This window comes from Pseudoalteromonas sp. DL-6 (genome assembly GCF_004328665.1).
Classification (GTDB): domain Bacteria; phylum Pseudomonadota; class Gammaproteobacteria; order Enterobacterales; family Alteromonadaceae; genus Pseudoalteromonas.
Genome location: NZ_CP019770.1, coordinates 2,989,117 through 3,012,383 on the forward strand (window position 1 = coordinate 2,989,117; position 23,267 = coordinate 3,012,383).

General features: G+C 43.4%; 26 protein-coding genes and 3 rRNA genes. 4 read left to right on the forward strand and 25 right to left on the reverse strand.

What is annotated here, in order from left to right:
* Positions 1–25: 25 nt before the first annotated feature.
* The 4 genes from accB to cutA form a co-directional block, all read right to left on the reverse strand.
* Positions 26–490 carry an acetyl-CoA carboxylase biotin carboxyl carrier protein gene (gene accB / locus B1F84_RS13950; protein ID WP_008113502.1) on the reverse strand — a complete coding sequence of 155 codons (465 nt, stop codon included), beginning with the start codon at positions 488–490 and terminating at the stop codon, positions 26–28.
* 33 nt (positions 491–523) lie between these two features.
* Positions 524–976: a type II 3-dehydroquinate dehydratase gene (gene aroQ, locus B1F84_RS13955; RefSeq protein ID WP_008113504.1), complete on the reverse strand. Its 453-nt coding sequence runs from the start codon at positions 974–976 to the stop codon at positions 524–526.
* A gap of 229 nt (positions 977–1,205) precedes the next feature.
* The gene (locus B1F84_RS13960; protein ID WP_008113506.1) at positions 1,206–3,011 is read right to left on the reverse strand and encodes a protein-disulfide reductase DsbD; all 1,806 of its coding nucleotides are present in this window, start codon (positions 3,009–3,011) and stop codon (positions 1,206–1,208) included.
* Positions 3,011–3,331 (reverse strand): divalent-cation tolerance protein CutA, encoded by a 321-nt coding sequence (cutA, locus tag B1F84_RS13965; RefSeq protein WP_008113508.1) that lies wholly within the window; start codon positions 3,329–3,331, stop codon positions 3,011–3,013. Before cutA ends, B1F84_RS13960 begins: the two co-directional genes overlap by 1 nt.
* A gap of 237 nt (positions 3,332–3,568) precedes the next feature.
* On the opposite strand from cutA, the gene B1F84_RS13970 reads away from it, so the two are divergent.
* From B1F84_RS13970 to rnk, 4 genes are all read left to right on the forward strand, one after another.
* Complete coding sequence (locus B1F84_RS13970) at positions 3,569–4,048, forward strand: FxsA family protein (protein ID WP_008113509.1); 480 nt, start codon at positions 3,569–3,571, stop codon at positions 4,046–4,048.
* Positions 4,049–4,157: 109 nt separating this feature from the next.
* Positions 4,158–4,445, forward strand: coding sequence for a co-chaperone GroES (locus B1F84_RS13975; protein ID WP_008113511.1), 288 nt, complete (start codon positions 4,158–4,160; stop codon positions 4,443–4,445).
* 49 nt (positions 4,446–4,494) lie between these two features.
* Positions 4,495–6,144, forward strand: coding sequence for a chaperonin GroEL (groL, locus tag B1F84_RS13980; RefSeq protein WP_131691762.1), 1,650 nt, complete (start codon positions 4,495–4,497; stop codon positions 6,142–6,144).
* A 175-nt stretch (positions 6,145–6,319) separates the two neighbouring features.
* Positions 6,320–6,733 (forward strand): nucleoside diphosphate kinase regulator, encoded by a 414-nt coding sequence (gene rnk / locus B1F84_RS13985; RefSeq protein WP_131691763.1) that lies wholly within the window; start codon positions 6,320–6,322, stop codon positions 6,731–6,733.
* 56 nt (positions 6,734–6,789) lie between these two features.
* Here the strand turns inward: rnk and B1F84_RS13990 are convergent, their stop codons facing one another.
* From B1F84_RS13990 to rplN, 21 genes are all read right to left on the reverse strand, one after another.
* Positions 6,790–8,286, reverse strand: a complete 1,497-nt coding sequence (locus tag B1F84_RS13990) for an NAD(P)H-hydrate dehydratase (RefSeq protein WP_131691764.1) — start codon at positions 8,284–8,286, stop codon at positions 6,790–6,792.
* Positions 8,287–8,665: 379 nt separating this feature from the next.
* A 5S ribosomal RNA gene (gene rrf / locus B1F84_RS13995) occupies positions 8,666–8,780 on the reverse strand.
* A gap of 137 nt (positions 8,781–8,917) precedes the next feature.
* A 23S ribosomal RNA gene (locus B1F84_RS14000) occupies positions 8,918–11,804 on the reverse strand.
* A gap of 285 nt (positions 11,805–12,089) precedes the next feature.
* Positions 12,090–13,625 (reverse strand): 16S ribosomal RNA (locus B1F84_RS14005).
* The 16S, 23S and 5S rRNA genes sit together here, the layout of an rRNA operon.
* Before the next feature lie 967 nt (positions 13,626–14,592).
* Complete coding sequence (rplQ, locus tag B1F84_RS14010; RefSeq protein ID WP_008115370.1) at positions 14,593–14,994, reverse strand: 50S ribosomal protein L17; 402 nt, start codon at positions 14,992–14,994, stop codon at positions 14,593–14,595.
* 39 nt (positions 14,995–15,033) lie between these two features.
* Positions 15,034–16,020 (reverse strand): DNA-directed RNA polymerase subunit alpha, encoded by a 987-nt coding sequence (rpoA, locus tag B1F84_RS14015; protein WP_008115371.1) that lies wholly within the window; start codon positions 16,018–16,020, stop codon positions 15,034–15,036.
* 24 nt (positions 16,021–16,044) lie between these two features.
* Positions 16,045–16,665 (reverse strand): 30S ribosomal protein S4, encoded by a 621-nt coding sequence (gene rpsD, locus B1F84_RS14020; RefSeq protein ID WP_002959461.1) that lies wholly within the window; start codon positions 16,663–16,665, stop codon positions 16,045–16,047.
* A gap of 21 nt (positions 16,666–16,686) precedes the next feature.
* Complete coding sequence (rpsK, locus tag B1F84_RS14025; protein WP_002959471.1) at positions 16,687–17,073, reverse strand: 30S ribosomal protein S11; 387 nt, start codon at positions 17,071–17,073, stop codon at positions 16,687–16,689.
* 12 nt (positions 17,074–17,085) lie between these two features.
* Positions 17,086–17,442 carry a 30S ribosomal protein S13 gene (gene rpsM, locus B1F84_RS14030; protein WP_008115377.1) on the reverse strand — a complete coding sequence of 119 codons (357 nt, stop codon included), beginning with the start codon at positions 17,440–17,442 and terminating at the stop codon, positions 17,086–17,088.
* Positions 17,443–17,567: 125 nt separating this feature from the next.
* The gene (gene rpmJ, locus B1F84_RS14035) at positions 17,568–17,681 is read right to left on the reverse strand and encodes a 50S ribosomal protein L36 (protein WP_002959476.1); all 114 of its coding nucleotides are present in this window, start codon (positions 17,679–17,681) and stop codon (positions 17,568–17,570) included.
* A gap of 22 nt (positions 17,682–17,703) precedes the next feature.
* Complete coding sequence (gene secY / locus B1F84_RS14040; RefSeq protein ID WP_008115380.1) at positions 17,704–19,032, reverse strand: preprotein translocase subunit SecY; 1,329 nt, start codon at positions 19,030–19,032, stop codon at positions 17,704–17,706.
* Positions 19,033–19,042: 10 nt separating this feature from the next.
* Complete coding sequence (gene rplO, locus B1F84_RS14045) at positions 19,043–19,477, reverse strand: 50S ribosomal protein L15 (protein WP_008115382.1); 435 nt, start codon at positions 19,475–19,477, stop codon at positions 19,043–19,045.
* 4 nt (positions 19,478–19,481) lie between these two features.
* On the reverse strand, positions 19,482–19,664 hold the full coding sequence (gene rpmD / locus B1F84_RS14050; protein ID WP_008115384.1) for a 50S ribosomal protein L30: 183 nt from the start codon (positions 19,662–19,664) through the stop codon (positions 19,482–19,484).
* 3 nt (positions 19,665–19,667) lie between these two features.
* The gene (gene rpsE, locus B1F84_RS14055; RefSeq protein WP_008115387.1) at positions 19,668–20,174 is read right to left on the reverse strand and encodes a 30S ribosomal protein S5; all 507 of its coding nucleotides are present in this window, start codon (positions 20,172–20,174) and stop codon (positions 19,668–19,670) included.
* A gap of 9 nt (positions 20,175–20,183) precedes the next feature.
* Positions 20,184–20,534: a 50S ribosomal protein L18 gene (rplR, locus tag B1F84_RS14060; RefSeq protein ID WP_008115388.1), complete on the reverse strand. Its 351-nt coding sequence runs from the start codon at positions 20,532–20,534 to the stop codon at positions 20,184–20,186.
* Positions 20,535–20,543: 9 nt separating this feature from the next.
* Positions 20,544–21,077: a 50S ribosomal protein L6 gene (gene rplF, locus B1F84_RS14065; protein WP_008115390.1), complete on the reverse strand. Its 534-nt coding sequence runs from the start codon at positions 21,075–21,077 to the stop codon at positions 20,544–20,546.
* A 13-nt stretch (positions 21,078–21,090) separates the two neighbouring features.
* Positions 21,091–21,483, reverse strand: a complete 393-nt coding sequence (rpsH, locus tag B1F84_RS14070) for a 30S ribosomal protein S8 (protein WP_008115392.1) — start codon at positions 21,481–21,483, stop codon at positions 21,091–21,093.
* A gap of 21 nt (positions 21,484–21,504) precedes the next feature.
* Positions 21,505–21,810: a 30S ribosomal protein S14 gene (gene rpsN / locus B1F84_RS14075; protein WP_006794245.1), complete on the reverse strand. Its 306-nt coding sequence runs from the start codon at positions 21,808–21,810 to the stop codon at positions 21,505–21,507.
* Positions 21,811–21,820: 10 nt separating this feature from the next.
* Positions 21,821–22,360 (reverse strand): 50S ribosomal protein L5, encoded by a 540-nt coding sequence (gene rplE / locus B1F84_RS14080; protein ID WP_010392500.1) that lies wholly within the window; start codon positions 22,358–22,360, stop codon positions 21,821–21,823.
* 16 nt (positions 22,361–22,376) lie between these two features.
* Positions 22,377–22,691 (reverse strand): 50S ribosomal protein L24, encoded by a 315-nt coding sequence (rplX, locus tag B1F84_RS14085; protein WP_004589210.1) that lies wholly within the window; start codon positions 22,689–22,691, stop codon positions 22,377–22,379.
* 10 nt (positions 22,692–22,701) lie between these two features.
* Positions 22,702–23,070 (reverse strand): 50S ribosomal protein L14, encoded by a 369-nt coding sequence (gene rplN, locus B1F84_RS14090; protein ID WP_008115397.1) that lies wholly within the window; start codon positions 23,068–23,070, stop codon positions 22,702–22,704.
* Positions 23,071–23,267 lie beyond the last annotated feature (197 nt).

A 23,267-nucleotide genomic window follows, 5' to 3' on the forward strand; every position in this document is an offset into this window, starting at 1 on the left:
AGAGTTGGCCTTTTACGTTGCGCTATTATTCAATGATGAATAAAGGTTGATCAAATTCTACTGGCTCGCCGTTTTCTACTAAAATAGCTTTTACTGTACCGGCTTTATCTGACTCAATTTGGTTCATCATCTTCATTGCTTCAACGATACATAATGTGTCGCCAACTTTAACCTGAGAACCCACTTCAACATATGCTGGTGCTTCTGGAGAAGCTGCTGCATAAAAAGAACCTACCATAGGAGACTTAACTTGATGACCTGTAGGCCCTGCAGGTGCTTCAGATTCCACGGCCGCAGGTGCAGATGGTGCAGCTGCCGCTGGAGCCGGTGCTGGAGCGTATTGCTGTGGTGCAAATTGCGCGTACGCAGGACCGGCACTCATATTGTTACGGTTAATACGTACTGATTCTTCACCTTCAGTGATTTCTAGTTCTGCAATACCTGATTCTTCTACTAATTCAATTAGTTTTTTGATCTTGCGAATATCCATAAACGGCCCGCCTATTAGTTTGTTAGTTTAAATTTAGTTTGAGTTTTGCAATCGGCTGACTGCTGCATTTAAAGCAGCGTGATAACCCATTGCACCTAATCCACAAATAACGCCTTGCGCCACATCAGAAAAATAAGAATGATGGCGAAACGTTTCACGTGCATGCACATTACTTAAGTGCACTTCAAAGAACGGAATATCAACACTTAGCAATGCATCACGTAATGCGACGCTTGTGTGCGTAAATGCTGCTGGGTTAATTATTATGTAATCAACCGCTTGCCAAGCATCATGAATGCGTTCAATGAGCGCTTGCTCACTATTACTTTGGAAATGCGTTAATGCCACACCTAAACTATTAGCAGCGCTGTTTAACTCGCTCATAATATGCTCTAAAGAATGCGAACCGTACTTATCAGGTTCACGCTTTCCTAGCATGTTTAAATTTGGGCCATTTATAACTAAAATCTTTAATTTTGCAGCCATAATACGCGATATATCCTATAAGTAATGAGTTAAGCGGTTACTAACTAGTTTTTCTCTAAAAAGTAAGCAGAAAAAAGTAAGATAGCAACAATTTCTCACGTTAACCAACTATTATAGTGATTTCGAAGTAAATAGCAGCAAAATACTGGTCTAATCTCTATTCTGGGGACATGCTTTGAGGGAAGTGATATGGCACAACATTAATATAATGTTGTGCCATATAGAATGATTATTCAGCGCTGGCACGCACTGCAGCTAGGTGCTTAGCAAAATCATCCGCATTTAAAAAGCCAGTTACACGTTGTGCACTTAACTCTTCACCTTGGGTATTGAAGAATAAAATACTCGGCAAACCAAACACTGAGTATGCTTCCATAAGCTCAATTGTTTCATTATCGCTTTGGGTTAGGTCAATTTGAATCAATTGGTAATGGCTAAACTCACTTTGCACTTGCGGGTCAGGAAATGTGTAATGCTCAAACTCTTTGCACGCTACACACCAGTCAGCGTATAAGTCCACCATAACCATGCGGCCTTCGCTATTTGCTTGTGATACGGCTTGTTTAAGCTCGGCCAAGTTAGCAACATGTTTAAACTCATTGCTTTGCGAGGTTGTTTGCAAACTCACTGTTGGTGTTGGCCAAAAATAGTTTTTGGTTAAGTTAATTCCTGTGAGCACTAATAAAACAGCCATAAACCACAGTAAAGTTTTTAACTTACCTTGCGATTGGGCGCTTTGCCAATGATGAAAATAAAGCGCTGTAGCGATAGCTAATAAACCTGCTAATAATAAAATTATCTCGATATCGATAATTCGCTCTAGCAAAATAAGTGGCACAACTAACATAATAAAACCAAACAAAGTTTTAACTTGTTCCATCCACCCGCCAGCTTTAGGTAATAGCTTACCTCCCGACGTACCAAGGAGTAACAGTGGTAAGCCCATTCCTAGGCTAAGTACGTAAAGCGTTAGTCCACCGACTAAATAATCGCCGCTTTGCGCCACAAATAATAATGCGGCTGATAAAGGCGCAGTGGTACAGGGTGATGCAATGAGCCCTGATAAAACCCCCATCAGGAATACCCCAATGTAATTACCGCCTTTTTGGTTATTGCTCACTTGGGTTAGTTTGTTCATCATACTGCTAGGTAATTTTATTTCGTACCAACCGAACATCGACATAGCCAACAATACAAACAGTAAACTAAAACTTATCAATACATATGGGTGCTGTAAGTAACCTTGCACTTGGCCGCCTAATGCAGCAACCACTAAGCCTAATGCAGCATAGGTGACCGCCATACCCTGAATATAAACAAATGACAGTGCAAATGCTTTTTTGGTAGACAGGTTCTTTTGACCCGCAATTAAGCTAGATAAAATAGGGAACATCGGAAATACACACGGTGTAAATGCCAAACCTACACCCACAGCAAAAAATATAGCTAGGTTAACCATTAAGCTCTGACTAGCTAGTTGCTCTGTAAAGGTGAGCTCTTTCTCAGGTGTTGCTGCAGTAACAGGTTTTTCTACAGGTTGGCTAAGTGCCGAGAATGCACTACTTGTTGCGGTATTGTCATTAGTATTATTCTCACCTGCCAGTACACTCAATGGAATGCTTATAATTTCAGGTGGATAACACAGCCCTGCTTTTGCACAGCCTTGATAACGCACCTTAACAACGCCATCTTCACTTACATTACTAAGCTTGCTGATAATACTGAGAGAATTAAAAAACACTTCAGTTTTACCAAAAAACTCATCTTCAATAACTTCACCAGAGCCCAACTCAGGCACGTCAATGCTGGCACCTTTAGCAATAATTTCTATTTTATCTTTATATAAGTAATAGTCATCAGCGATATCCCAACCAACAAATAACGTACTACCTTGCTGATCAAAATCAAATACAAACGCTTCGTTAACCGGTAAAAATGTGTGCTGAGTTGGTTTAAGAAAATCATCAAGGGTATTTTGTGTTGCCCAAACAGGCGCCATTAATACGCTTAATAAAAAAAATAAAATAAAGCGCATTAATGAAGCACCTCATCCATCCAATTAAAGTAAGCCAAGTTACCGGTTGCTACATCAACGACTTGTATTTCTGGTACTTCATAGCTGTGAAGATCTTTCAAAGTTAAAAATACATCGTTCATTTTATCGGCCTTGGTTTTAATTAGCAGCTTCACTTCAGTTGCCTCGGCTACTTCACCTTCCCATATGTAAATTGAAGTCATGGCAGGTAAAATATTTACACAAGCAGCCAGTTTCTTTTCAATTAGCGCCATAGCCAATAAACGGGCTTCATGGTTATCTCTGCAAGTGGTAAAAATAAGTTTAAATTGCGTTGTCATAGTGAACCTTTACTTGTTTACGGGGGTCTAGCCCCATAGTAGCTGATAGCGGGTATAATGTGTAGACACGAACTCTGTCAACATTTGAGGTCTTTACAGTAAAGTGACTTAAACCCACTAGCTATAACTTTACTAACATTAAAGTTTATTACTTACTCTTATTAGCTTGAAAATAGACCCGACAACCCTCACTTATATTTCATTAGCACCTTAATGAGTGTCATTTTAGAGAGTCTTATGTTTAGAATTTTATTTTTGCTGTTTATCATCATTCCTATTATTGAAATTGCCCTGCTAATTCAGGTTAGTGACGTAATAGGTGGCTTCGCAACAATTGCTTTGGTGGTACTAACCGCTATTGTGGGTGCGAAAATGGTGAAACAGCAAGGGATGGGCGCATTACAAAACGTACAAGTGCAAATGGCTCAAGGGCAAATGCCGGCTAAAGAGTTGTTTACCGGTATTTGCGTGATTATTGCAGGGGTACTTTTATTAACCCCCGGTATTATGACGGATGTATTTGGCTTACTGCTTCTTACTCCTGCAATTCGTAATAAATTAGCCGCAGGACTTGCCAGCCAAGCAACAGTGAGAATGAGCGCTAGTATGCACCAAACGAGTACTTCAGGGTTTTCACAACCTCATCAATCTATGCATCATGAGCAAGATGAAAACCGTCCTAATACCATAGATGGTGAATACGAGCGAAAAGATTAAAAATTTATCATTTTTTCTCTTGGAATTTTTCACTCTACCCCCATTAATGAAAGCAAATTAGATACACTTTTTTCTGTACTGTTCAGAAACTGTTAGGAGAACTAAAAACATGAACATTCGTCCTTTACAAGATCGCGTAATCATCAAGCGTCTAGAAGAAGAAACCAAGTCTGCTGGCGGTATTGTATTAACTGGCTCTGCAGCTGAAAAATCAACTCGCGGAGAAGTTGTTGCCGTAGGTAATGGTCGCGTTTTAGAAAACGGTGACGTTCGCGCGTTAGAAGTGAAAGCCGGTGACACTGTGTTATTTGGCTCATATGTTGAAAAAACTGAAAAGATCGAAGGTCAAGAGTACCTGATCATGCGTGAAGACAATATTTTAGGCATTGTAGGCTAAACCTACTTTTCGTTTAACACACATTTTAAGAATTTAGAGGAAATTAAACATGGCAGCAAAAGAAGTACTGTTTGCAGGCGACGCACGTGCAAAAATGCTAACTGGCGTAAACATTTTAGCAAACGCAGTAAAAGTAACATTAGGCCCTAAAGGCCGTAACGTTGTACTAGACAAATCATTTGGCTCTCCAGTGATCACCAAAGATGGTGTATCTGTAGCAAAAGAAATCGAACTTGAAGATAAGTTTGAAAATATGGGCGCACAAATGGTTAAAGAAGTAGCGTCTAAAGCAAATGATGCTGCTGGTGACGGTACTACTACCGCAACTGTGCTTGCTCAGTCTATTGTAAACGAAGGTCTTAAAGCAGTTGCTGCGGGTATGAACCCAATGGATCTTAAGCGCGGTATTGATAAAGCAATCATTGCTGCAGTTGCAGAACTTAAAGCGCTTTCTGTTCCATGTGCTGATACTAAAGCAATTGCACAAGTAGGTACTATTTCAGCTAACTCTGATAAAGAGATTGGTGAAATCATTGCTGATGCAATGGAAAAAGTAGGCCGTAATACTGGTGTTATCACGGTTGAAGAAGGTCAATCACTTGAAAACGAACTAGATGTTGTAGAAGGCATGCAGTTTGACCGTGGTTACTTATCTCCATACTTCATCAACAACGCTGAAAAAGGCGCAGTTGAACTAGATAACCCATTTATCTTACTTGTAGATAAAAAAATATCTAACATCCGTGAATTATTACCAACATTAGAAGCGGTTGCAAAAGCAAGCAAGCCTCTACTAATCATCGCAGAAGACCTTGAAGGTGAAGCGTTAGCGACACTAGTAGTGAATAACATGCGTGGTATTGTAAAAGTATCAGCGGTTAAAGCACCTGGCTTTGGCGATCGTCGTAAAGCAATGCTACAGGATATCGCGGTATTAACTGGCGGTACTGTAATTTCTGAAGAAATCGGCCTTGAACTTGAAAAAGCAACAGTTGAAGACTTAGGTACAGCTAAGCGCGTAGTAATCACTAAAGATGATACAACAATCATTGATGGTGCTGGTGAAGAAGACGGTATCAACGGTCGTGTTGCTCAAATCAAAGCACAAATTGAAGAAGCGACTTCAGACTACGATAAAGAAAAGCTACAAGAGCGTATGGCTAAGTTAGCTGGCGGTGTGGCTGTAATCAAAGTAGGTGCCGCTACTGAAATTGAAATGAAAGAGAAAAAAGACCGTGTTGAAGATGCATTACATGCAACTCGCGCAGCGGTTGAAGAAGGTGTAGTACCAGGTGGTGGTGTTGCATTAGTACGTGCTGCTAGCAAGCTAGTTGAGCTACTTGGCGACAATGAAGACCAAAACCACGGTATTAAAGTGGCACTTCGTGCGATGGAAGCACCACTTCGTCAAATCGTTACAAACGCAGGCGATGAAGCATCAGTTGTTATTAACGCAGTTAAAGGCGGAGAAGGTAACTACGGTTACAATGCAGCCACTGGCGAATACAGCGACATGATTGAAATGGGTATCCTAGATCCAACGAAAGTAACGCGATCTGCATTACAATTTGCAGGATCGATTGCTGGTCTAATGATCACTACAGAGGCTATGGTTGCTGAAATTCCTAAAGAAGAAGCAGCTGGTGCACCTGATATGGGTGGCATGGGCGGCATGGGTGGAATGGGCGGCATGATGTAATCATCCCCTAAACACTTAGCTCAAATAAAAACCCAGCTTCGGCTGGGTTTTTAGCAATAGAGATAAAATAAATTCACTAAACAACAATAAAATTAACTCAGTGTATTCCAATGCAACTGAGTTCCTGCAAGCTATACCAGAGTAAATTTTATTTAACATGATTAAGGATATTAAGTTGAATACAAAACCTGAAATTATCATTTCATCGCTGGATGCAGATAGGTTGTATGCACTGATGGAGTCGTTGCCTGCAAACAGCTTTGCGGGTGAAAAAGAACTTGAAGCAGAACTTGCACGAGCCAGCATAGTTGAGCCGCACGAAGTTCCCTCAACCGTGGTAACCATGAATTCAACTGTGAACTTTGTTGTTGAATCTACAGGCGAAGAGTTTACTTTAACGCTTGTTTACCCAAAAAATATTGATTCGATTGGCGACAAAATATCAATCTTAGCTCCTATAGGTAGTGCATTACTTGGCCTTTCACAAGGAGATCAAATTGAATGGCCAAAGCCTGGCGGTGGATTAGTAACAGTAACCATCAAAGAAGTTATTTATCAGCCTGAAAGAGCTGGTGAGCTTCACAGATAGTAGCCAAAACAAGCAGCGAAGACATTAGCTAGCACAGCCAGTCACTGCTGCTTTTACTATTTATGATTGATCAGTGCTCTTACATGCGCAAATAAGTCACTGGCTAACATTCCTCTTTGCCCTGATTGTTCACAGGCTCTATCACCCGCCTTTGCATGTAACACAACGCCATAACATGCTGCCTCACTGGTATTTAATCCTTGAGCCATTAACGCCCCTATTATACCACTAAGCACATCACCACTTCCTCCTACAGCCAAACCAGGGTTACCATTTTCACATATCCAAGTATGCTCGGTATTATCGATTAGCGTACCTGCGCCCTTTAAAATAGAGGTCGCTGCGAAGTTGATCGCACATTGTCGAGCATAATAAAAACGATCAGACTCAACCTCAGAGGTAGTTAAGTTTAATAACCGTGCAGCCTCTGCAGGATGAGGCGTTAGCACGGTATTATTTAATTTATGAGAAGATGATTGCTTAGCTAATAAGTTTAAGGCGTCTGCATCAATAACAGTAGGGATATTGTTTTGCTGGCAATAACGGATTGCCTGATCAAAGGTTTTTTGGGCCCATTCATCTTGGCCTAAACCTGGACCGATAACTACACACGTTGACCATGCTAGGGCATCATCCAAGTGTTCACTAGTTACCATAAGCTCTGGTCGCCCGATGCTCACAGGTAAAACGGCATGTTCATGGGTATACACTTTTACCATTCCAGCACCAGACCTTAATCCACTTTCAGCACTTAATCTAATAGCTCCTGCAGAGCCGTGGTTTCCTCCTATACATAATAATTTTCCATGACTACCTTTATGGCTACTCACTGAGCGCTCAGGCAAAGGTTTAAAGCTGTCTATATTAATAATCTGAGCTGAAGGGGTGGCTAATTTCATAAACTGCTTGCCAACGCCTAAATCATCGAAGTGCAATTCCCCCGCATACTGCTTCCCTGTAGCTGTTGTGAGCCCTTGCTTTATCCCAACTAGTGTAACCGTTTTAGTTGCCATAATGGCTTCTCCGTGGGGGCAGCCAGTATCTGCATTAATACCTGACGGTACATCAATACTAAGGATAGGTTTTGCACTTTGATTAACTGCTTTAATCATTTCAGCAAATTTGTCATGCACGTTATTAGTTAAACCTGTCCCAAGCAATGCATCAACTATGACATCACACTCATCAAGTAATTCCTGCGAAAAGTCACATATCTGACCACCCGCATTAATCCATTTTTTTTGCGCTTTTGCTGCGTCTCCGGTAAAGACTTTATCCGGATTAATAGCACAAACAACTACATGCCTATCTGCTTGTTTAATTAACCGAGCTACCTCATAACCATCTCCAGCATTATTTCCATTACCTGTAATAACTAACGTTTGCTTTGCATTAAAGGTTTTCCAACAGTAAAAAACAGCCTCCGCGGCGCGCTGCATCAGCGTGTATAGATCAGCGCCCTCAGCATAGACTGCTTGTTCTTCATACTCTTTTACCTGTTTTGATAAATAGGTCCATTGCTCACACTTAGATGACGTTAGTAGTAATGACATAAACAGCTCAATTTAATAAAAATACCTAATTTCATTTTGGGCTTAATAAATTCTTTTTCAAGTAAAACATAGTTAAGTAATTTATGAGGCTTTTTATTTTTGGAGGGATTAATTTTGTATAACGAGGTTCACCATACAATAGAAGATAATAGGGGGTCAGTGTAAAGCAGAGCTTATTTTTTACTTCAAGCCGGATGCTTTGCACTTTTCTGTATTTGGAGTGGGTATACTACTTCGTAGCGACAGCGCAGTAGAATGTCATGGGCTCGGTTCTGGTCAATTCTCTTCCTTTCACCTAATACCTTTTACCTTTGTTTTTCACTTTCCTGCAGACGTAAAAAAGCCCGACTCTTTCGAATCGGGCTTTCTTGTATTTGGAGCCTGGTAATGTCCTACTTTCACATAGCAAATGCTACACTATCATCGGCGCTGTTTCGTTTCACTACTGAGTTCGGCATGGGGTCAGGTGGGTCCAAAACGCTATTGTCACCAAGCAAATTTGGTGTCAGTTCGTATTACTACGCACTAACTAAAATTTGGAATTTCTGATAATAAAGTCTTCAAGTATCTACTTTAGTTATATTAACTTCTTCGCTTGCTTCACTATCACATAAAACGCGTTTGGCGTTGTATGGTTAAGCCTCACGGGTAATTAGTACAAGTTAGCTTAATGGCTCACACCACTTCCACATCTTGCCTATCAACGTTGTAGTCTTCAACGGCCCTTCAGAGACTTTAAAAGTCTAGTGAGAACTCATCTCGAGGCCTGCTTCGCGCTTAGATGCTTTCAGCGCTTATCAGTTCCGAACGTAGCTACCGGGCAATGCCATTGGCATGACAACCCGAACACCAGCGGTTCGTTCACTCCGGTCCTCTCGTACTAGGAGCAACCCCTCTCAATTCTCAAACGCCCACGGCAGATAGGGACCGAACTGTCTCACGACGTTCTAAACCCAGCTCGCGTACCACTTTAAATGGCGAACAGCCATACCCTTGGGACCGACTTCAGCCCCAGGATGTGATGAGCCGACATCGAGGTGCCAAACACCGCCGTCGATATGAACTCTTGGGCGGTATCAGCCTGTTATCCCCGGAGTACCTTTTATCCGTTGAGCGATGGCCCTTCCATTCAGAACCACCGGATCACTATGACCTACTTTCGTACCTGCTCGACGTGTCTGTCTCGCAGTTAAGCTGGCTTCTACCATTACACTAACCGTACGATGTCCGACCGTACTTAGCCAACCTTCGTGCTCCTCCGTTACTCTTTGGGAGGAGACCGCCCCAGTCAAACTACCCACCAGGCACTGTCCGTAACCCCGATTCAGGGGCCAACGTTAGAACATCAAAACTACAAGGGTGGTATTTCAAGGACGACTCCACAAAAACTAGCGTCTCTGCTTCTAAGTCTCCCACCTATCCTACACATGTAGGTTCAATGTTCAGTGCCAAGCTGTAGTAAAGGTTCACGGGGTCTTTCCGTCTAGCCGCGGGTACACAGCATCTTCACTGCGATTTCAATTTCACTGAGTCTCGGGTGGAGACAGCGTGGCCATGGTTACACCATTCGTGCAGGTCGGAACTTACCCGACAAGGAATTTCGCTACCTTAGGACCGTTATAGTTACGGCCGCCGTTTACCGGGGCTTCGATCAAGAGCTTCTCCGAAGATAACCCCATCAATTAACCTTCCGGCACCGGGCAGGTGTCACACCGTATACGTCATCTTGCGATTTTGCACAGTGCTGTGTTTTTAATAAACAGTCCCAGCCACCTGGTCACTGCGGCTCCAATCAGCTTAGAGAGCAAGTCTCATCACCAATCGGAGCGTACCTTCTCCCGAAGTTACGGTACGATTTTGCCTAGTTCCTTCACCCGAGTTCTCTCAAGCGCCTTAGTATTCTCTACCTGACCACCTGTGTCGGTTTGGGGTACGATTCGGTATAATCTGAAGCTTAGAGGCTTTTCCTGGAAGTATGGCATCAGCAACTTCATCACCTTGGTGACTCGTCTCGTGTCTCAGCCTAACAGTAACCCGGATTTACCTAAGTCACTAGCCTACACACTTTCACATGGACTACCATCGCCATGCTTGCTTAGCCTGCTCCGTCCCCCCATCGCAATTATACCAAGTACGGAAATATTAATCCGTTTCCCATCGACTACGCCTTTCGGCCTCGCCTTAGGGGTCGACTTACCCTACCCTGATTAACATGGGATAGGAACCCTTGGTCTTCCGGCGTGCGGGTTTTTCACCCGCATTATCGTTACTCATGTCAGCATTCGCACTTCTGATACGTCCAGCATACCTCCCGGTACACCTTCAACCGCTTACAGAACGCTCCCCTACCACTCAGAATAAATTCTGAATCCGCAGCTTCGGTGCATAGTTTAGCCCCGTTACATCTTCCGCGCAGACCGACTCGACCAGTGAGCTATTACGCTTTCTTTAAAGGATGGCTGCTTCTAAGCCAACCTCCTGGCTGTCTGGGCCTTTCCACATCGTTTCCCACTTAACTATGACTTTGGGACCTTAGCTGGCGGTCTGGGTTGTTTCCCTCTTCACGACGGACGTTAGCACCCGCCGTGTGTCTCCCGGATATTACTTTACGGTATTCGGAGTTTGCAAAGGGTTGGTAAGTCGGGATGACCCCCTAGCCTTAACAGTGCTCTACCCCCGTAAGTATTCGTCCGAGGCTCTACCTAAATAGATTTCGGGGAGAACCAGCTATCTCCCGGTTTGATTAGCCTTTCACTCCTAACCACAGGTCATCCCCTAACTTTTCAACGTTAGTGGGTTCGGTCCTCCAGTTGATGTTACTCAACCTTCAACCTGCCCATGGCTAGATCACCGGGTTTCGGGTCTATACCTTGCAACTATTCGCCCAGTTAAGACTCGGTTTCCCTACGGCTACCCTAATCGGTTAACCTCGCTACAAAATATAAGTCGCTGACCCATTATACAAAAGGTACGCAGTCACCTAACAAGTAGGCTCCTACTGCTTGTACGTACACGGTTTCAGGTTCTATTTCACTCCCCTCACAGGGGTTCTTTTCGCCTTTCCCTCACGGTACTGGTTCACTATCGGTCAGTTGGGAGTATTTAGCCTTAGATGATGGTCCACCTATATTCAGTCAAAGTTTCACGTGCTCCGACCTACTCGATTTCACTTAAAATGCATTTTCATGTACGGGACTATCACCCTGTATCGTGGCACTTTCCAGAGCCTTCCATTAACACATAATAAGCTTAAGGGCTGTTCCGATTTCGCTCGCCGCTACTTTCGGAATCTCGGTTGATTTCTTTTCCTACGGGTACTTAGATGTTTCAGTTCTCCGCGTTCGCCTCGTTAACCTATGTATTCAGTTAACGATACCTGCAAGCAGGTGGGTTTCCCCATTCGGAAATCCTAGTCTCAAGTGCTTTTTACTAGCTTGACTAGGCTTATCGCAAGTTAATACGTCCTTCATCGCCTCCAACTGCCAAGGCATCCACCGTGTACGCTTAGTCACTTAACCATACAACCCAAACGGGTCTTTGTTTTGTGACAGTTTAACTTCGCCAGAAGTTAATATTGAATACTAAAGTAGATACCAATTAATCCGAGGATTAAATTGGCACTGAATGATACTGCTATCATTTTTTTTACTTTTGAAAACTCTGTACAAATACAATGTATTCATACGAATTTTATTATCAGCTTTTCCAAATTTTTAAAGAGCATATTAATTAGTTAACTCAAAGAGCAAACTAACTAACAATCATCTGTGTGGACACTACGAACAAATAAGTTCTAAATCGTATAAGGAGGTGATCCAGCCCCAGGTTCCCCTAGGGCTACCTTGTTACGACTTCACCCCAGTCATGAATCACTCCGTGGTAAACGTCCTCCCGAGGGTTAGACTATCTACTTCTGGAGCAACCCACTCCCATGGTGTGACGGGCGGTGTGTACAAGGCCCGGGAACGTATTCACCGCGTCATTCTGATACGCGATTACTAGCGATTCCGACTTCATGGAGTCGAGTTGCAGACTCCAATCCGGACTACGACGCACTTTAAGTGATTCGCTTACTCTCGCGAGTTCGCAGCACTCTGTATGCGCCATTGTAGCACGTGTGTAGCCCTACACGTAAGGGCCATGATGACTTGACGTCGTCCCCACCTTCCTCCGGTTTATCACCGGCAGTCTCCTTAGAGTTCTCAGCATTACCTGCTAGCAACTAAGGATAGGGGTTGCGCTCGTTGCGGGACTTAACCCAACATCTCACAACACGAGCTGACGACAGCCATGCAGCACCTGTATCAGAGTTCCCGAAGGCACCAAACCATCTCTGGTAAGTTCTCTGTATGTCAAGTGTAGGTAAGGTTCTTCGCGTTGCATCGAATTAAACCACATGCTCCACCGCTTGTGCGGGCCCCCGTCAATTCATTTGAGTTTTAACCTTGCGGCCGTACTCCCCAGGCGGTCTACTTAATGCGTTAGCTTTGAAAAACAGAACCGAGGTTCCGAGCTTCTAGTAGACATCGTTTACGGCGTGGACTACCAGGGTATCTAATCCTGTTTGCTCCCCACGCTTTCGTACATGAGCGTCAGTGTTGACCCAGGTGGCTGCCTTCGCCATCGGTATTCCTTCAGATCTCTACGCATTTCACCGCTACACCTGAAATTCTACCACCCTCTATCACACTCTAGTTTGCCAGTTCGAAATGCAGTTCCCAGGTTGAGCCCGGGGCTTTCACATCTCGCTTAACAAACCGCCTGCGTACGCTTTACGCCCAGTAATTCCGATTAACGCTCGCACCCTCCGTATTACCGCGGCTGCTGGCACGGAGTTAGCCGGTGCTTCTTCTGTCAGTAACGTCACAGCTAGCAGGTATTAACTACTAACCTTTCCTCCTGACTGAAAGTGCTTTACAACCCGAAGGCCTTCTTCACACACGCGGCATGGCTGCATCAGGCTTGCGCCCATTGTGCAATATTCCCCACTGCTGCCTCCCGTAGGAGTCTGGGCCGTGTCTCAGTCCCAGTGTGGCTGATCATCCTCTCAAACCAGCTAGGGATCGTCGCCTTGGTGAGCCATTACCTCACCAACTAGCTAATCCCACTTGGGCCAATCTAAAGGCGAGAGCCGAAGCCCCCTTTGGTCCGTAGACATTATGCGGTATTAGCAGTCGTTTCCAACTGTTGTCCCCCACCTCAAGGCATGTTCCCAAGCATTACTCACCCGTCCGCCGCTCGTCAGCAAAGGTGCAAGCACCTCTCTGTTACCGCTCGACTTGCATGTGTTAGGCCTGCCGCCAGCGTTCAATCTGAGCCATGATCAAACTCTTCAATTAAAAAGTTTTATGTCTTTCGACAGCTCAATGAATTCTGAATTTATTTAATATCTTTCGATATTGAATTGACTGTGCTGCAATTCTTTTCTTAAGCAAAACCTAAGTAAGTCATTGCTGTTGGTCACTCAGTTTAAATTGAGACTCTAAATTTGTTTGCCTCACTACCTAAGTAGCTTGGCTGTTAGAACTCAATCTGTACGAGTGCCCACACAGATGATTGCTTTATATTGTTAAAGAACGTTGCGACGTTGTCGCTAGGGATGCGTATAATACATCCTTTATTTTTCGAGTCAACACTTAATTTTGTTAAACTTGAAAGTTTTCAAAACTAAGTTTTACTCGACTCACTGAGTAGCTCGTGCCCCGCTATGCGTTGCGCTCTGCCGTCTCAGTGGGGTCGCATTATAGGGAGATCCGAAAACAGATCAACCCTTTTTTGCAGAAAACTTGAAATAAATGACTGTTCGTTGGATATTTAGACTAAACGCTTAAAAAGACAACTAAATCTAATCATATTTCGCCTTTAAAGCTATAAAAACTTATTTTTTGGAAAATCTTTTCATAGTTATTGTAGCTATTACCAAGAAAACAAATTGTTTAGCTTTATATGGCCATTTAGATTAGTGGCGAATAAGTACATCAGACAAGGGCTCTACTATATAAAGTTAATGAGCTATTAGTGGTATCAACTATTACGAACTTTTTTATATTAATAACTATAAACTGTAAAAGCCGTTACATAGTCATGTGTTTATTAGTCTAAATAGCTTTGCTTATAAATAGAAAGATAGCAGTCCTAAACGCTCGCATTATGATTCGTCGATTCTAGTTAGGCTATTTTATTAGATGAAAGGAATGAGAATAAATTTGCTATTAATAATAGAGCTAAAAGCTTTATTCATTTTGTGTGGATTTTAGATATTAAAAAGCCGAGCATAAGCTCGGCTTTTTGGTGTCTCTTTAAGACTTACTCTGCAGACTGCGCGTCTTCTTGAACTTCTTCGCTCGCCGCTGGGCGACCAACTAGTTCAATATAAGCCATTGGTGCATTATCACCAGCACGGAAGCCACACTTAAGAATACGAGTGTAACCACCTGGACGATCCGCATTACGAGGACCGATTTCACTGAATAACTTACCAACTACTTCATTATCACGCGTGCGAGCAAACGCTAAACGGCGATTTGCTACACTGTCAGTCTTAGCCAGTGTGATTAAAGGTTCAATTACACGGCGTAACTCTTTCGCTTTAGGCAAAGTAGTTTTGATGATTTCATGTTTCACCAAAGAACCTGCCATATTGCTGAACATCGCTTTACGATGGCTACTGTTACGGTTTAATTGACGACCACTCTTACGATGGCGCATGACCCTATCCTTCTAACTAAACTAATATAGTGATTTAGATTATTCAGCTAGGCTTGCAGGCGGCCAATTTTCTAGGCGCATGCCTAGAGAAAGACCACGTGAAGCTAGCACGTCTTTTATTTCAGTTAGAGACTTCTTACCTAGATTAGGCGTTTTAAGAAGCTCAACTTCAGTGCGCTGAACTAAATCACCGATATATTGAATTTGCTCGGCTTTCAAACAGTTTGCTGAACGTACTGTTAATTCAAGATCATCAACTGGACGAAGTAGAATAGGATCGAATTCTGGCTTCTCTTCTTTCTCTTCTGGCTCAGTTACATCACGTAAATCTACGAATGCATCTAATTGCTCAGCTAAGATAGTAGACGCACGGCGGATCGCTTCTTCAGGATCTAAAGTGCCGTTTGTTTCCATATCAATGATTAACTTGTCTAAGTCTGTACGTTGCTCAACACGGGCTGATTCAACCGAGTACGCAATACGTTCAACTGGGCTGAATGATGCATCAAGCAGCAATCGACCAATTGGACGCTCATCGTCATCAGAGGATAAACGACTAGATGCCGGCACATAACCACGACCACGCTCAACACGAATACGCATGCTGATCTCGCTGTTATTTGTTGTTAAATTACAAATAACATGATCTGGGTTAGCAATTGTTACATCGCCATCGTGCTGAATATCTGCCGCAGTCACAGGGCCTACACCAGATTTAGTCAGGGTCAGAAAAACTTCATCTTTGCCTTCTAACGTTACCGCTAGACCTTTAAGGTTTAGTAGTATTTCAATGATGTCTTCTTGTACGCCTTCTTTCGCGCTGTACTCATGCAATACACCGTCGATTTCAACTTCAGTTACTGCACATCCAGGCATAGATGATAACAGTATACGGCGTAAGGCATTACCCAAAGTGTGACCAAAGCCACGCTCGAGTGGTTCTAAAACTACTTTAGAACGCGTTGGGTTGATAGCGTCGATATCGACTAACCTTGGTTTTAGAAATTCTGTAACAGAACCCTGCATTTTATCCTCTCTTAACTCTTAACTTTACTTAGAGTAAAGTTCGACGATTAGTTGTTCATTAATGTCCGCAGACAGATCTGAACGCTCAGGTAGGCGCTTGAAGCTACCTTCCAATTTCTTACCGTCAACTTCAACCCAAGTCGGCTTTTCACGTTGCTCAGCCAACTCTAGAGCAGCGATGATACGTGCTTGTGTTTTAGACTTCTCACGGATTACAACAGTATCTTCTGGAGTAATTACGTATGAAGGAATGTTCACAACACGACCATTAACTAGAATCGCTTTGTGGCTTACTAACTGACGTGCTTCAGCGCGTGTGCTAGCAAAACCCATGCGATATACAACATTGTCTAAACGTTGCTCTAAAAGCTGTAACAAGTTTTCACCTGTATTACCTTTAAGGCGAGCAGCTTCTTTGTAGTAGTTACGGAATTGCTTTTCTAATACACCGTAGATACGACGTACTTTTTGCTTTTCACGTAATTGTAAACCGTAATCAGATAAGCGTCCTTTACGAGCGCCGTGCTGACCAGGTGCAGTCTCAAGTTTACACTTAGAGTCGATAGCTCTTACGCCGCTCTTAAGGAACAGGTCAGTACCTTCACGACGACTCAGCTTGAGCTTAGGGCCCAAATATCTTGCCATGTTATTTCTCCTAACCTATTGTTAAACGCGACGTTTCTTCGGTGGACGACAACCATTATGTGGTATTGGCGTCACGTCAGTAATGTTGGTGATACGGTAACCAGCAGCATTCAAAGCACGTACAGCAGATTCACGACCTGGACCTGGACCTTTGATGAAAACTTCTAGATTTTTTAAACCGTATTCTTGAGCAGCAGTACCTGCACGCTCTGCAGCAACCTGAGCAGCGAATGGAGTAGATTTACGTGAACCACGGAAACCTGAACCACCGGCAGTAGCCCATGATAGTGCATTACCTTGACGGTCGGTAATCGTTACAATAGTGTTGTTGAAAGACGCATGAACATGAGCCATACCATCAGCAACTTGCTTTTTAACCTTTTTACGACGAATTGGTGTCTTAGCCATTTTACTATCCCCTTATCGCTTAATAGGCTTACGAGGACCCTTACGGGTACGCGCGTTAGTCTTTGTTCTTTGACCACGAAGTGGTAAAGAGCGACGGTGACGTAGGCCACGGAAACAACCAAGGTCCATAAGGCGCTTGATATTCAAAGTAACTTCACGACGAAGGTCACCTTCTACAGTGTACTTGCCAACTGCTTCACGCAGTACGTCAAGTGTTTCGTCTGAAAGTTCACCGATTTTTGTGGTCTCGGCGATACCAGTCGCTTCTAAGATAGCCTTAGAGCGAGTCTTACCTATGCCATAAATAGCTGTTAAACCAATAACTGCATGTTTATGATCAGGGACGTTAATGCCAGCGATACGGGCCACTAACACATCTCCTATATTTGAATTTGGTAATCATCTGTTTGAAAAGCCCGTAAGGATACTCAAACGAAGACCAAATCACAACTAAAAACACAGGCCGAGAAACCTCAGCCTGCACGACTGTTTACTTAGCCTTGCCTTTGCTTATGCTTAGGCTCACTGCAAATTACGCGTACTACACCAGCACGTTTAATAACTTTACAGTTACGGCATATTTTCTTAACGGAAGCACGTACTTTCATTGCTCAACTCCGTAAACTGACCTTATCGACCGTAGCCTTTAAGGTTCGCTTTTTTCAGCACAGAATCATACTGATGTGACATCAGATGCGTCTGTACTTGTGCCATAAAGTCCATGATTACAACAACGATAATCAAAATTGATGTACCGCCGAAATAGAATGGCGTTTGCCATGCCATAGTCATGAATTCGGGCACCAGACAGATAAAGGTTATATACAAAGCACCTGCCAATGTCAGGCGTGTCATCACTTTATCAATGTATTTAGATGTCTGCTCACCTGGACGAATACCTGGGATAAATGCGCCAGATTTTTTCAGGTTGTCTGCTGTTTCACGCGGGTTAAAAACCAACGCTGTGTAGAAAAAGCAGAAGAAGATGATAGCCGCAGCTAAAACCATTGCATACAAAGGCTGACCTGGAGTCAACGTTGTAGCAATTGCTTGTAGCACATCAGCAACCGGACCTTCACCCTGGCCGAACCAGCTTGCAATTGTACCAGGGAACAGAATTATACTGCTAGCGAAGATTGGTGGAATAACACCCGCCATATTTACTTTCAGAGGCAAATGCGTGCTTTGAGCAGCAAATACTTGACGACCTTGTTGACGTTTGGCGTAGTTAACAACAATACGTCGTTGACCACGTTCAAAGAATACAACAAGATAAGTAACAGCGAATACTATAACCGCAACCATCAACAGTACAAAAACATTCAAATCACCTTGGCGCGCCATTTCGGCTGTCGAACCAATAGCAGACGGCAGGTTAGCTACAATACCAACAAATATTAGAACTGAGATACCGTTACCGATACCACGTTCTGTTATCTGTTCGCCCAACCACATAAGGAACATAGTACCGGTTACTAAACTCACCACTGCGGTGAAATAGAATCCCATACCTGGGTTAACAACTAACCCGTTCATCATGCCCGGTAAGCTTGTGGCAATACCGATTGATTGGATAGTAGCAAGCACAAGCGTGCCGTAGCGTGTGTACTGGCTTATCTTTTTACGCCCTTGCTCACCTTCTTTCTTAAGCTCTATAAACGGCGGATACATATGCGTTAATAGTTGCGTAATAATCGAAGCCGAGATATACGGCATGATACCCAGTGCTAACACTGAAGCTCGCTCAAGCGCACCACCGCTAAACATGTTGAACATCTCAACAATGGTGCCCTTTTGTTGCTCGAAGAAATCGGCAAGTACAGCGGCGTCAATCCCAGGGATCGGCACAAATGAACCTAGACGGTAAATTATGATAGCACCCAATACGAAGAGTAATCGGCGCTTCAATTCCGAAAGTCCACCTTGTGCACTTTGTGTATCTTGACCTGGTTTAGCCATTAGTACTTCCTTAGTCTTCTACCTTGCCTCCGGCAGCTTCGATAGCTTCGCGTGCACCTTTAGAAGCCTTAAGGCCTTTAACGGTAACAGCGCGTGAAACTTCGCCAGATTTAACAACTTTAACGAACTGAACGTTCTTTTTAACTAGACCAGCTGCTTGTAACGCGCTTAGGTCTACCACATCGCCTTCAACTTTAGCGATTTCGTATAGGTTAATTTCTGCAGATACTAAAGATTTGCGAGAAGTGAAACCGAACTTAGGTAGACGACGTTGCATAGGCATTTGACCGCCTTCGAAACCAACGCGTACTTTACCGCCAGAACGTGATTTTTGACCTTTGTGACCACGGCCACCAGTCTTACCAAGACCAGAACCGATACCACGACCAACACGTTTTGGAGCAGTTTTTGAACCTGCAGCAGGTGAAAGTGTATTCAAATGCATCGAATTACCCCTCTACCTTAACCATGTAATAAACCTGGTTAATCATACCACGCACACATGCTGTGTCTTCTAACTCAACAGTGTGATTGATACGACGTAAACCAAGACCGCGTAATGTAGCTTTATGCTTCGGTAAACGACCGATAGAGCTTTTTACTTGTGTTACTTTTACAGTTTTATTAGCCATGGTTTACCCCAAAATCTCATCTACTCGAAGACCACGTTTTGCAGCGATCGACTGAGGAGAATTCATGTTCTCAAGAGCTGAGATCGTTGCACGTACAACGTTGATCGGGTTAGTAGAACCGTAACATTTAGAAAGTACGTTCTGCACACCAGTCACTTCAAGTACTGCACGCATAGCACCACCTGCAATGATACCAGTACCTTCAGATGCTGGTTTCATAAACACTTGTGAGCCAGCATGACGTCCTTTAACAGGATGCTGTAATGTGTTGCCATTTAGGTCTACGTTGATCATGTTACGACGTGCTTTTTCCATTGCTTTTTGAATAGCAGCTGGAACTTCACGTGCTTTACCATAACCGAAACCTACTTTACCTGCGCCATCACCAACTACAGTTAGTGCAGTAAAGCTAAAGATACGACCACCTTTAACTACTTTAGACACACGGTTCACCGCGATTAGCTTTTCAGCTAAATCAGGCTGTTGTTGCTTTGCTTCTACGTTAGCCATTGTCTACTCCTAGAATTGCAAACCGGCTTCACGCGCAGCATCAGCTAGCGCCTTCACACGGCCGTGATATTTAAAGCCACTGCGATCAAAAGCAATCTTTTCGATGCCTTTGTCAGCCGCACGTTCAGCAACCGCTTTACCAACTGCTTGTGCAGCTGCAACGTTGCCTGTGCCTTTAACTGTTTCGCTAATAGCTTTCTCAACAGTAGAAGCAGCAGCCAGTACATTACCCTCAGCGTTTACAACTTGAGCGTAAATGTGACGTGGCGTGCGGTGGATAACAAGACGCGTTGTGCCTTGTTCAATATAATTTCTACGAGTGCGTTTAGCACGACGTAGACGAGCTGTTTTTTTATCCATCGTCTTACCTTACTTCTTCTTAGCCTCTTTACGGCGTACATTCTCATCTGAATAACGAACACCTTTACCTTTATAAGGCTCAGGTTTACGGTATGCACGAATGTTAGCAGCTGTTTGACCAACTAACTGCTTGTCTACGCCCTTAACTAGAACTTCTGTTTGGCTTGGAGTTTCAATCGTAATTCCTTCAGGAACTGCGAAATTAACTGGGTGCGAGAAACCAAGAGTTAAGTCTAAAACTTTGCCCTTAGCTGCAGCACGGTAACCAACACCTACTAACTGAAGTTTCTTCTCGTAACCTTCATGCGTACCAACAACCATGTTGTTGATTAGAGCGCGAGCAGTACCTGCTTGTGCCCATGCATTGGCTACGCCTTCACGAGGTAAAGTTGTAATAACGTTGTCGTTAACTTGTACTTCAACAGCATTGTTGATAGTACGAGTAAGTTCACCGTTTTTGCCTTTAACTGTGATTTCCTGGCCTTTTAATGTAACTTCTACACCGGCAGGAACGTTTATTGGTGCCTTTGCTATGCGAGACATAGTTCCCCTCCGATTAAGCTACAAAACCAATGATTTCACCACCAACGCCTGCACTACGTGCTGCGCGGTCTGTCATTAGGCCTTTAGAAGTTGATACGATAGCGATACCTAAACCACCCATTACCTTCGGTAATTCGTCACGTCTCTTATAGATACGTAGACCAGGGCGACTTACACGCTGGATATTTTCAATAACAGCTTTGCCTTCGAAGTACTTTAACTCGATAGAAAGCTCAGGTTTAACATCACCACTTACTGCGAAGTCTGCGATGTAACCTTCATTTTTTAATACATTAGCTACTGCTACTTTCAGTTTCGAATTAGGCATCGTTACAGATACTTTCTTCGCTGACTGACCGTTACGGATTCGTGTAAATAAATCCGCGATAGGATCTTGCAAGCTCATAGTCTTACTCCCATGATTCTATTACCAGCTAGCCTTTTTAAGGCCAGGAATTTCACCGCGCATAGCTGCTTCGCGAACTTTAATACGGCTCATGCCGAATTTGCGAAGGAAACCATGTGGGCGGCCCGTAATGTTACAACGATTACGTTGACGTGCAGGGCTAGAATCACGAGGTAAAGCTTGTAGCTTAAGTACCGCGTCCCAACGATCATCTTCAGATGTATTAACATCACTGATGATAGCTTTTAGTGCTGCACGCTTTTCAGCGTACTGAGCAACTAGTTTAGTGCGCTTTGCTTCGCGCGCTTTCATAGAATTCTTTGCCATAACCCTACCCTTATTTCTTGAATGGGAAGTTAAACGCTTCTAACAACGCACGGCCTTCCTCATCTGATTTCGCAGATGTAGTGATTGTGATATCCATACCGCGTACACGGTCTACTTTATCATAATCAATTTCTGGGAAGATGATTTGTTCACGTACGCCCATGCTGTAGTTACCGCGTCCATCAAAAGACTTAGCACTCACACCACGGAAGTCACGGATACGTGGGATAGCGATTGAAACCAAACGCTCAAAAAAGTCCCACATACGCTCGCCGCGTAGGGTTACTTTACAACCAATCGGGTAACCTTCACGCACTTTGAAGCCAGCAACAGATTTGCGTGCTTTAGTGATTAAAGGTTTCTGACCAGAAATAGCTTCTAGATCCGCAACAGCGTTATCTAAAATCTTCTTGTCAGCTAAGGCTTCGCCCACACCCATATTTAATGTGATCTTCTCGATCTGAGGGACTTGCATGACAGAGCTGAAACCAAACTTCTCTTGAAGTTCAGCAACTACTTTGTCTTTATATACTTCATGCAGTTTCGCCATCATTCTACTCCAACTATTAGATAGTTTTACCAGTAGATTTAAAGATACGTAATTTCTTACCATCTTCAATCTTGAAACCTACACGATCTGCTTTGCTCGTTTCCGAGTTGTAGATCGCAACGTTTGATACGTCGATAGACGCTTCTTTCTCAACAATACCGCCAGCTTGGTTCAACTGTGGAACCGGCTTTTGGTGTTTTTTGATTAAGTTAATGCCTTCGACAAATACTCGACCAGACTCGGTTACAACTGAAAGCACTTTGCCGCGCTTACCTTTGTCTTTACCTGCTAGTACGATTACTTCGTCATCACGACGGATTTTTGCTGCCATGATAGACTCCTTACAGTACTTCTGGGGCTAGTGAAACGATTTTCATGAACTTTTCATTACGAAGTTCGCGAGTCACAGGGCCGAAAATACGAGTACCAATAGGCTGCAAGTTATCATTTAAGATAACAGCCGCATTGCTGTCGAAACGGATCAATGAACCGTCTGGACGACGAACGCCTTTTTTGGTACGCACAACTACCGCGTTTTTAACATCACCTTTCTTCACTTTACCGCGAGGAATCGCTTCTTTTACAGAAACTTTAATGATATCGCCAATCGCTGCATAGCGACGGTGTGAACCACCAAGGACTTTTATACACTGCACTTTGCGAGCGCCGCTGTTATCAGCAACTTCCAGCTGAGTTTGCATTTGGATCATGTTAATGACCTCCGGTGTAGTAATTACAACTTGTCTTAAATTTGTTTAAAATCAAGACATTTCGATTGAATTCCACTCAAAAAACATACTAGATGTCTCTTAAGGGCGGGCAATTGTATCAGCATTGAGGGGGGAGTGGTAGGTTATTTTTTAATTAATTTAATGCGGATGCTAAATTAGCAACCGGTAATTTATGC